General features: G+C 67.8%; 10 protein-coding genes. 6 read left to right on the top strand and 4 right to left on the bottom strand.

Annotation, left to right across the window (positions count from 1 at the left end):
- On the bottom strand, window positions 1-1,602 hold a 1,602-nt coding region (traA, locus tag AAC979_RS23760), incomplete at its 3' end, for a Ti-type conjugative transfer relaxase TraA (RefSeq protein ID WP_371349451.1).
- Window positions 1,603-1,855: 253 nt separating this feature from the next.
- Between traA and traC the strand changes: the two genes are divergently transcribed.
- The 4 genes from traC to AAC979_RS23740 all read left to right on the top strand — a co-directional run bounded on the left by traC (window position 1,856) and on the right by AAC979_RS23740 (window position 5,545).
- Window positions 1,856-2,152 carry a conjugal transfer protein TraC gene (gene traC, locus AAC979_RS23755; RefSeq protein WP_371349216.1) on the top strand — a complete coding sequence of 99 codons (297 nt, stop codon included), beginning with the start codon at window positions 1,856-1,858 and terminating at the stop codon, window positions 2,150-2,152.
- A 4-nt stretch (window positions 2,153-2,156) separates the two neighbouring features.
- Window positions 2,157-2,372: a type IV conjugative transfer system coupling protein TraD gene (gene traD, locus AAC979_RS23750; RefSeq protein ID WP_371349215.1), complete on the top strand. Its 216-nt coding sequence runs from the start codon at window positions 2,157-2,159 to the stop codon at window positions 2,370-2,372.
- The gene (traG, locus tag AAC979_RS23745) at window positions 2,365-4,284 is read left to right on the top strand and encodes a Ti-type conjugative transfer system protein TraG (RefSeq protein WP_371349214.1); all 1,920 of its coding nucleotides are present in this window, start codon (window positions 2,365-2,367) and stop codon (window positions 4,282-4,284) included. Before traD ends, traG begins: the two co-directional genes overlap by 8 nt.
- A gap of 64 nt (window positions 4,285-4,348) precedes the next feature.
- Window positions 4,349-5,545 carry a DUF1173 domain-containing protein gene (locus AAC979_RS23740; protein WP_371349213.1) on the top strand — a complete coding sequence of 399 codons (1,197 nt, stop codon included), beginning with the start codon at window positions 4,349-4,351 and terminating at the stop codon, window positions 5,543-5,545.
- A gap of 61 nt (window positions 5,546-5,606) precedes the next feature.
- Here AAC979_RS23740 and AAC979_RS23735 read toward each other — a convergent pair whose 3' ends face one another.
- Window positions 5,607-6,113 (bottom strand): hypothetical protein, encoded by a 507-nt coding sequence (locus AAC979_RS23735; protein ID WP_371349212.1) that lies wholly within the window; start codon window positions 6,111-6,113, stop codon window positions 5,607-5,609.
- Window positions 6,114-6,800: 687 nt separating this feature from the next.
- Here AAC979_RS23735 and AAC979_RS23730 point away from each other — a divergent pair.
- Window positions 6,801-7,187 carry a thermonuclease family protein gene (locus AAC979_RS23730; RefSeq protein ID WP_371349250.1) on the top strand — a complete coding sequence of 129 codons (387 nt, stop codon included), beginning with the start codon at window positions 6,801-6,803 and terminating at the stop codon, window positions 7,185-7,187.
- A gap of 84 nt (window positions 7,188-7,271) precedes the next feature.
- A complete protein-coding gene (locus AAC979_RS23725; protein WP_371349211.1) occupies window positions 7,272-7,520 on the top strand; it encodes a WGR domain-containing protein in 249 nt (82 codons plus the stop codon).
- Between the two features lie 50 nt (window positions 7,521-7,570).
- Here the strand turns inward: AAC979_RS23725 and AAC979_RS23720 are convergent, their stop codons facing one another.
- Both AAC979_RS23720 and AAC979_RS23715 read right to left on the bottom strand, forming a co-directional pair.
- Window positions 7,571-7,765, bottom strand: a complete 195-nt coding sequence (locus AAC979_RS23720) for a hypothetical protein (RefSeq protein ID WP_371349450.1) — start codon at window positions 7,763-7,765, stop codon at window positions 7,571-7,573.
- 68 nt (window positions 7,766-7,833) lie between these two features.
- Window positions 7,834-8,148 carry a DUF736 domain-containing protein gene (locus tag AAC979_RS23715; protein WP_371349452.1) on the bottom strand — a complete coding sequence of 105 codons (315 nt, stop codon included), beginning with the start codon at window positions 8,146-8,148 and terminating at the stop codon, window positions 7,834-7,836.
- Window positions 8,149-8,436 lie beyond the last annotated feature (288 nt).

The raw sequence follows: 8,436 nt of genomic DNA, 5'->3' as shown, positions 1-8,436 counted from the left end.
CCGATAGATCGTCTCGAGTTCGGCATAGCCGATGCGCTCGACGATGGCGCGGAACGCCGCCCCCGCCTCGATCGGCTGAAGCTGGTCGGGATCGCCGACGAGCACCAGCTTGGCGCCGGCCTTCACCGCCGCTTCGACGAAGCGCGCCATCTGCTTGGAGGCGACCATGCCGGCTTCGTCGAGCACGAGGACGGTGCCGGAATCGAGCGTGTCCCTGCCCTGCTTCCAGCGCAGCTCCCAGGACGCCAACGTGCGGCTCTGGATGCCGGCTTCCTTCTCCAGACCCTCGGCCGCCTTGCCCGCGAGTGCGGCGCCGACGACACGGCAGCCGGCAAGTTCCCAAGCCTCGCGCGCCGCCTTCATCATGGTGGTCTTGCCGGCGCCGGCGCGGCCGACGACGGCGGCGATCCCGCCCGGCTTCGTCACATGCTCGATCGCCGTGCGCTGCTCTTCGGAGAGTCGCTCATGGCGGGCAAACACCTGCTCCAGCAAGCGCTCGCGAACGCCATGTGAGCTTCGCCCGGAAAGCCAGATCGCCTGACGCGCCATGCCGGCCTCGACACGGATGAGCTCGCGCGTCGTATAGCGCGCCGGCATTCTCTCCCCGGTCGCGAAGTCGACGCTCTCGCGCTCGATGCGCAGGAGCTCCGGGCTCTGGAGGATACGCGCCATCAGCTGCTGGAAGGTGCCTGCATCGTCGACATAGCGATGCAGCACCTTGGCGATATCGCGCTGCTCGAAGACGCTCTTCTCCGACGACAGCAGGTCGAGCACGATCTCAGGCCGCAGCAGAATGCGCCGCCTGTTTTCGCTGCGCTGCGCCTCGAACAGCTTCAGCCGTTCGAGATCGACCGCCTCGCCCTCGCGCGACGACTTGCGCTGGATCGCCTTGGCGCCGACGCCGATATGCGTCGTCGGCACCAGGTCGATGCCGCGCTCGGCATAGGACCGCCCGTCGACTCGGATCTCCAGGCCGGCGAGCGCCAGATGCTGGTTCTGCAGATCGAGCCAGCCATTGCGCTGCTCCAGGAACTCGGTCTTCTCGCCCGACCAGAGTCGATAGACGATCTTGCCGGCCTGGTTGCGCAGGACCTCGCCATCCTCGCCGATGACGGGGATGCGTTTCGGTCCGAAGCCGTCCTCGGTCAGCGGGCGCAGCGTCGTCATCAGGTGGACGTGCGGATTGCCCGGCTCGTCGTGATAGACCCAGTCGGCGACCTGCCCGCGCGCCAGCACCTGCTCGAGGACGAACTGCCGCATCAGCGCGATGTTCTGCTCCTTGGACAGCTCCACGGGCAGCGCGATGATGAATTCCCGGGCGAACTGCGCATCCTCGCGCCTCTCGAACGCTTCGACCCTGTTCCAGAACGCCTCCACGGCGCCGGCGACCGAGCGGTCGGCGATCAGCGCCCGCGCCCATTCCGGCGCGTCGGCCGGCAGCAGGAATTCCTCATGGGCGAGATTGCGCTTGTTGGAATAGTCGACCGTGCGGGCCTCGGCCTCGTATTCCATCCGCGCGCAATGGCGATACGCGGCCGACAGCAAGGCGCTGCGGCCATTGCCGCGGCCGATGAGCTGGGGCGTGAAATGCGTGATCGCCACGGTGACGGCGTCTCCCCTCGAGGTCTCGAACGGCGTGTTCGTCGGGAGAGGCCGGCCCCGCCAGGGCCGGCGCAGCACGTCGCACCAGCGACGTATTACTGCGCCCTTGGATGCCGCTCCTTCGGAACGGCCGGGATGATCTCAAACGGCGTCGGCTTCGCCGACTAGCTTTTTTACTAGTCGCCGCTGGCGCTCATCCGGGGAAAGCTGGGCCTCGATCCAGCAGAAACCGGACAGCGGAAGGTCAACCGGAATGAAGAAGCCGTCGCGACAGATCAGAGAGGAAATCGCCAGGCTGCAGGACCAGCTGCGGCAGGCCGAGACGCGCGAGGCCGAACGCATCGGTCGGATCGCGCTGAAGGCCGGTCTCGGCGAGATCGAGATCGAGGAGACGGCGCTGCTCTCGGCCTTCGAGGTGGTGGCGAAACGGTTTCGTGGCGACAGTGGCGCATCGACCGGGAGAAAGGGCGGCGCAGGCCGGCAGCCAAATGGCGGGGCGTCCACGACGCTCGCGGCTGGCGCGCCTCAGGGCGGCGATCGCGAGGCTTGAGCGCATGCACAGGTCGAGCTCATCGGACGCCCGCAAGAAGGACACGCGCGAGAAGATCGAGCTCGGCGGGCTGATCGTGAAGGCGGGGCTGCGCTACGAGAAGCGCGCACTGCTTCTCGGCTTGCTGATCGACGGGCATCGCCGCGCCAGCGAGGACGAGGCCGAGCGAACGCGGCTCAGCGCCATCGGCGCGGAAGCCTTCGGGCACGATCATGAATAGGGTGCTTCTCGCGGGCCTGCAGGCGGCGATCATGATCACCGTGGCGATCACGACGACCGGCGCCGAGCACTGGCTGGCGGGCTTCGGTAAAACCGAGGCGGCGCGGCTGATGCTCGGCCGTGCCGGGCTCGCGCTACCCTATGCGCTAACTGGCGGGGTCGGATTGATCCTGCTCTTCGCCGCGGCCGGCGCGATCGCGATCCGGGCGGTCGGATGGGGCGTCGTAGCCGGAAGCGCGGCCGTCATCGGTATCGCCGTCATCCGCGAGGGCGCGCGCCTCGCCGCTCTGGCGGACCGCGTGCCGGCGGGGCAATCCGTGCTTGCCTATGCCGATCCGGGAACGATGATCGGCGCGGCGATCGCGCTGGTTAGCGCGATGTTCGCGCTACGCGTCGCCATCAAGGGAAATGCCGCCTTAGCAGCAGCGACGCCGCGCCGCATCAAGGGCCGACGTGCGATCCATGGCGAGACCGACTGGATGCGGATGGAAGCGGCCGGCAAGCTGTTCGGCGATGCCGGCGGCATCGTCATCGGCGAGCGCTACCGGGTCGATCGCGATTCCGTCGCCGGCATCGCGTTCCGTGCCGACAGCCGCGAGACCTGGGGCAGCGGCGGACGCTCACCGCTGCTCTGCTTCGACGGCTCGTTCGGCTCCTCGCACGGCATCGTCTTCGCCGGCTCCGGCGGCTTCAAGACCACGTCGGTGACGATTCCCTCGGCCTTGAAATGGGGCGGCGGCCTCGTGGTGCTCGACCCCTCATCGGAGGTTGCGCCGATGGTGAGCGGCCATCGGCGCAAGGCGGGCCGCAAGGTGGTGGTGCTCGACCCGGCCGATGCCGCCACCGGCTTCAACGCGCTCGACTGGATCGGGCGTTTCGGCGGCACGAAGGAAGAGGACATCGTCGCGGTCGCGACCTGGGTGATGACCGACACGGCCCGCCAGGCCTCCGCCCGCGACGACTTCTTTCGCGCCTCCGCGATGCAGCTTCTCACCGCGCTGATCGCGGACGTCTGCCTGTCGGGTCATACGGAACAGAAGGACCAGACGCTCCGGCAGGTGCGCGCCAATCTCTCCGAGCCTGAGCCGAAGCTGCGGGAGCGGCTGACGAGGATCTACGAACAGTCGGGATCGGACTTCGTGAAGGAGAATGTCGCGGTGTTCGTCAACATGACGCCGGAGACCTTCTCCGGGGTCTACGCCAATGCGGTGAAGGAAACGCACTGGCTGTCCTATCCGAACTACGCGGCCCTGATCTCCGGCCACAGCTTCACCACCGACGAGCTCGCCGACGGCGGGACCGACATCTTCATCGCGCTCGATCTGAAAGTGCTGGAGGCGCATCCGGGACTGGCCCGCGTCATCATCGGCGCGCTGATGAACGCGATCTACAACCGCAATGGCGAGGTGAAGGATCGTTCCCTGTTCCTGCTCGACGAGGTCGCCCGGCTCGGCTTCCTGCGCATCCTGGAGACCGCCCGCGACGCCGGCCGCAAATACGGCATCACCATGACGCTGCTGTTCCAGTCGATCGGGCAGATGCGTGAGGCCTATGGCGGCCGCGATGCCACCTCGAAATGGTTCGAGTCGGCGTCGTGGATCAGCTTCGCCGCGATCAACGATCCGGAGACCGCCGACTACATCTCCAAGCGCTGCGGCGATACCACGGTCGAGGTCGACCAGCTCAGCCGCTCCTCGCAGATGTCGGGATCGTCGCGCACGCGCTCGAAGCAGCTGGCGCGCCGTCCGCTGATCCTGCCGCACGAGGTCCTGCGCATGCGCGCCGACGAGCAGATCGTGTTCACGGCGGGCAATCCGCCGCTGCGCTGCGGGCGGGCCATCTGGTTCCGCCGCGACGACATGAGAAGCTGCGTCGGCGAAAACAGATTCCACCGGAAGGAAGCGGTGCGATGATCGGCGGCGATAGGGGAATTCCGCGGGCGGCAGGAGCGATCAGCTGATCGCCGGGAGAAGTGCTTTGAGACGGCTGGGCATCGGCGACATGGAGGTCGAGGACAGTGCCGGCGACATCGCCGAGCGGCTGGCGGAGGCGTTTGCCCGGCGCGAACATCCGCTGTGCCTGTGCCGGCCGGAGGGCGTGCCGATGTATGTCGCACGCGCCGGTGGCCGCCATGTGCTGAAGCGGATGCCCGGCAGCGGACCGCGGCACGATCCGGATTGCGATTCCTATGAGCCGCCGCATGCCCTGTCCGGCCTCGGCGCCGTCGACGGCGAGGCGATCGTCGAGAATGCCGAGGACGGCGTCACCCTGCTCAAGCTCGACTTCAGCCTGTCGAAGCAGGCCGGTCGGGCGGCGCCGGCGTCGCGCGAGGCGATCGATGCCGGCGCGGTGAAGACGGACGGTTCGCGCCTCTCGCTGCGCGCCCTGCTGCACTACCTGTGGGAGCAGGCCGAGTTCAATCGCTGGCGTCCGGCGATGACCGGCCGACGCAACTGGGCGGTGCTGCGCAAGTTCCTGCTCGAGGCGGCCGAGGGCAAGACCGCGAAGGGCAAGTCGCTCGCGGACGTCCTGTTCATTCCCGAGATATTCGACGCCGATCGCGACGCCGCGATCGCGCAGCGGCGCGAGACGTTCCTCAGCCGCGCGTTGAAGGCCGAGGGCAAGCGCCGCTCGCTCGCCATGCTGATCGGCGAGGTCAAGGAGATCGCACCGGCGCGCTTCGGCCACCGCGTCGTGATCAAGCATCTCCCGCGCTTTCCCTTCATGCTGAACGAGGATGTTCATCGGCGGATCAACGCGGTGTTCGCCCCGGAGCTGGCGCTGTGGAACGCGACGGCGGATTCGCATCTGATCGCGATCGCCACCTTCGGCATCGATGCCGCGGGCATCGCCTCGATCGAGTCGATCGCGCTCATGGTCGTGACCGATCGCTGGCTGCCGTTCGAGAACCGCTACGAGGCGGCGCTGATCGACGCGCTGGCGAAGCGCGGCGCCAGCTTCGTGAAAAGCCTGCGCTACAACCTGCCGGCCGCGCACCCGATAGCCTGCGTTGTTCTGCGGCAGGACGGCGCCGCACCGCTCGGCATGTATATCGTGCCCGACGGCGCCGAGGCCGACTATCGGGAAAAGCTCGACGAGCTGATCGCCGAGAGCGGCATCGCGTCGTGGACCTGGAACATCGGCGATGGAGCCATGCCGGAGCTTCCGGCATGACGTGGTCGGAGGTGGCATCCATGCGAGAGCGAGAGGCGGCCGACCGCCTCTCGCCTGCGGCTCACCGGCCGCTCGGCGCCAGCTCCGCAGGCCCGTAGACGATGCGGCGGGCATGGAAGCTCACGCCGGTCTCGGAGGCGATCTGGTCGATGATCTGGCGCAGACCGCAGAGGCTGCGGTCACTCACCTCGCGCAGCGACGGGCCGCATTCGGCGAGCGCGTACCAGCGCCTCGTGCGGGGATCGAATATCTCCTGCGTCGCGAGGTAGATGTCGAGATGATCGAGGAGCGGCTGCGGCTGCGCGATCCAGCGGTGTTCGAATTCCGCCTCGATCCAATAGAGGTCTTCGGCGGCCTCCTCGGCGCGCGCCGGGTCGGCGCCGTCTCGCGCGCACCGCTGCGCCTCCACCGCGCGTATCATCAGCTCGATCAGATCGCCGAGCTTGGCGACCAGCCGGTCGTGTGCGCTGCGCGCGAGATCATTGTCGCAACCGACGCGACTGATCCTGGCTACGAACCTGAAGCCGTTGAGGCGCGTGAACAGCGAGAGGTAGTCGATGTCGGACATGGGGTGTCTCCTTTCGTTCTGACGAAAGGCGGCTGCACCGTAGGCGCGAGGAGTCAGGGATCGCGAAGCGACCGCCTGCGGCGGCGAGCGGGGGTGCCGATTTTCCGGCGGCGCCTCCCGGGCGGCGGCGGAAAATTGGGGGAACCGCGATGTCCTTGACGCCGGAGTGGCGGGTGTATGATCGGACGTCAGAGAGAGAGAGGAAAGCCACGGCGCCCGCCGGGCGCCGTGTCCGCATCCGGCGGCCAGCCGGCCTGGTGCGCGAGGGTTGCCCTCGCGACGGGGCGCCCGGTCGATCCGGGCGGCCTCGTCCCGCGAGATGGATCGTCACCGCATGGCGGAGACCGCGCAGCGGACTCCGGGAGCGAAGCGCAGCGGCGCGAGTAGAGCCAGTCCGCCGCAGGCGGCTCGCCCAGTTATCCCGCCTTTCCGCAAGTCCTCTTCCCGGGCTGCATCTTGTGACGTGCAACGTCATCCTGTGCCTCGGACCCGGACCGGATTCGGCCAAAGAAAGAACGCCGCATTGAAAATATCAGCCCATCCAGAACGACAGCGCCGCCGACGCGATCCAACGCCCGGCTTGAACGGCAATCCAGCAGAATGAGGAGCCTTCTCGCCAAACGCGCCGTCGTCGCCACGATTGTCCTCGCCACGTTCTATTGGGCATATCGCGGAGGCGCCGAGCCGATGCCTGGCGCGGCTTCCGGACCTCCCGCCGACACGGTGACCGCTATATTCTCCATTTGCCGGAGCGCTCGACGCTTCAACTGCGTGGTCGACGGCGACACCTTCTGGCTCGGCCGGCAGAAGATCCGGATCGCCGATATCGACGCGCCGGAACTCACCCCGCCGCGCTGCGGATATGAGCGGGAGCTCGGCGAGGCGGCGAAACGCAGGCTGCAGGCGATGCTCAACGCCGGGCCGTTTTCGCTGGTCGCGGGACCACGGGACGAAGACCCCTTTGGCCGCAAGCTGCGCACGGTCCTGCGTGCGGGCCGCTCGATCGGCGAGCGGCTGGTCGCCGAAGGGCTCGTCCGCCGCTGGGACGGCGGCCGGCGCAGCTGGTGCGACTGACCCATCAGCGCAATGAATCGATCCTCCCGGATCGATTCGGAAAACCCATTGGACGGTGCCTCCACAGGAGGCGAGAATCCGCCCATGACCGACACGGAGAGCCTGCCCGTCCATCTTCGCCGTATAGATCCGACGCAGAACATGCGGCGCTTCTACATGCTCGCGATCCAGCCGACCCTGTTCGGCGGCGCCTCGGTCATCCGGAACTGGGGACGGATCGGCACCAATGGCCAATCGATGATGCAGACCTTCGATCGGCCCGACGAGGCCGGCGACGCGCTGAGCCGCCTCGAGCGCAGCAAGAGACGGCGCGGCTATCGCGACGCTATTTGAATAGAGACATGAAAATGGCCGGCAAGCGAACCGCTGCCGGCCGGGGGGCGTCACATGGTCTCGTCGAGGACTCCGGCCGCCTTCAGCCGGGCGTCGTCCATGTGGTCGATGATCTCATAGTCGTCCGACTTCCAGTCATAGTCGCCGTTGCGGACCTCCTCGAGCGTCGCCCAGGAGCCGTCAGGCCAGAGCACGATATCGTCGGGATGTGGCTCTCGGCGCTGTGATGAACGGGATCGCGTCATCGGAGTCTCCACGTGTGCCGGAAAGGACGAAGGCCCCGCCTTGCGGCGGAGCCCTCGCGTCGCTGCGATCAATCCCGCCGCGGCCGGGACCAGATCAGCTGCAGGCCTTCCTCGCCGTCGACCTCGACCAGGGTGGCATAGAGGGGCTCGCGGAAGGACGGATCGTCGAGCTTGACCGAGAGGTAGTCGCGGCCGGTCTCCTCGGCGGTCCGCTGCCAGGCTGCGCCGAGCTCGACGTTGTCGGCGTCGAAGATGCGGAACTGGGGACCCCGGTCCGAGGGATTCGGGATGCGGACGATGCGGGTCCGGGCCTTGAGGCCGAGGGTGCGGATGTTGCCGATGAAGCCGTTGCCGTTCGAAGTGAAGGTGCCGATGTTGGCCATTGTCTCATTCCCTTGGTTCCGGGCCGCGCCCATCGCGACCCGATGGCGGTCGTGAGGCCGACGGCGATCGACCCGCACCCGCCGGGGTCCCCGTTGCGCTTGCGCAATGGGGTGGACCTTCGGGCCGGAACGCAGTGGAGGGCGGCCGGCGACGGCTTTTTTGCTTCGCGATGCAAAGCCGGCCGGGGTCCCCTCCGGGGTGGCCGGCGGCGGAAAAAAGCCGTCGCCGGACGTTGCGGGGACAAGATCGAGGGCGTGCAGCGCCCGTCCTTCGGCCAGACCTGCCAC

It is taken from the genome of Ancylobacter sp. IITR112 (assembly GCF_041415945.1).
GTDB lineage: Bacteria > Pseudomonadota > Alphaproteobacteria > Rhizobiales > Xanthobacteraceae > Ancylobacter.
Note: the sequence above shows the minus strand (reverse complement) of the source record. Positions and strands in the feature narration are given on the sequence as shown.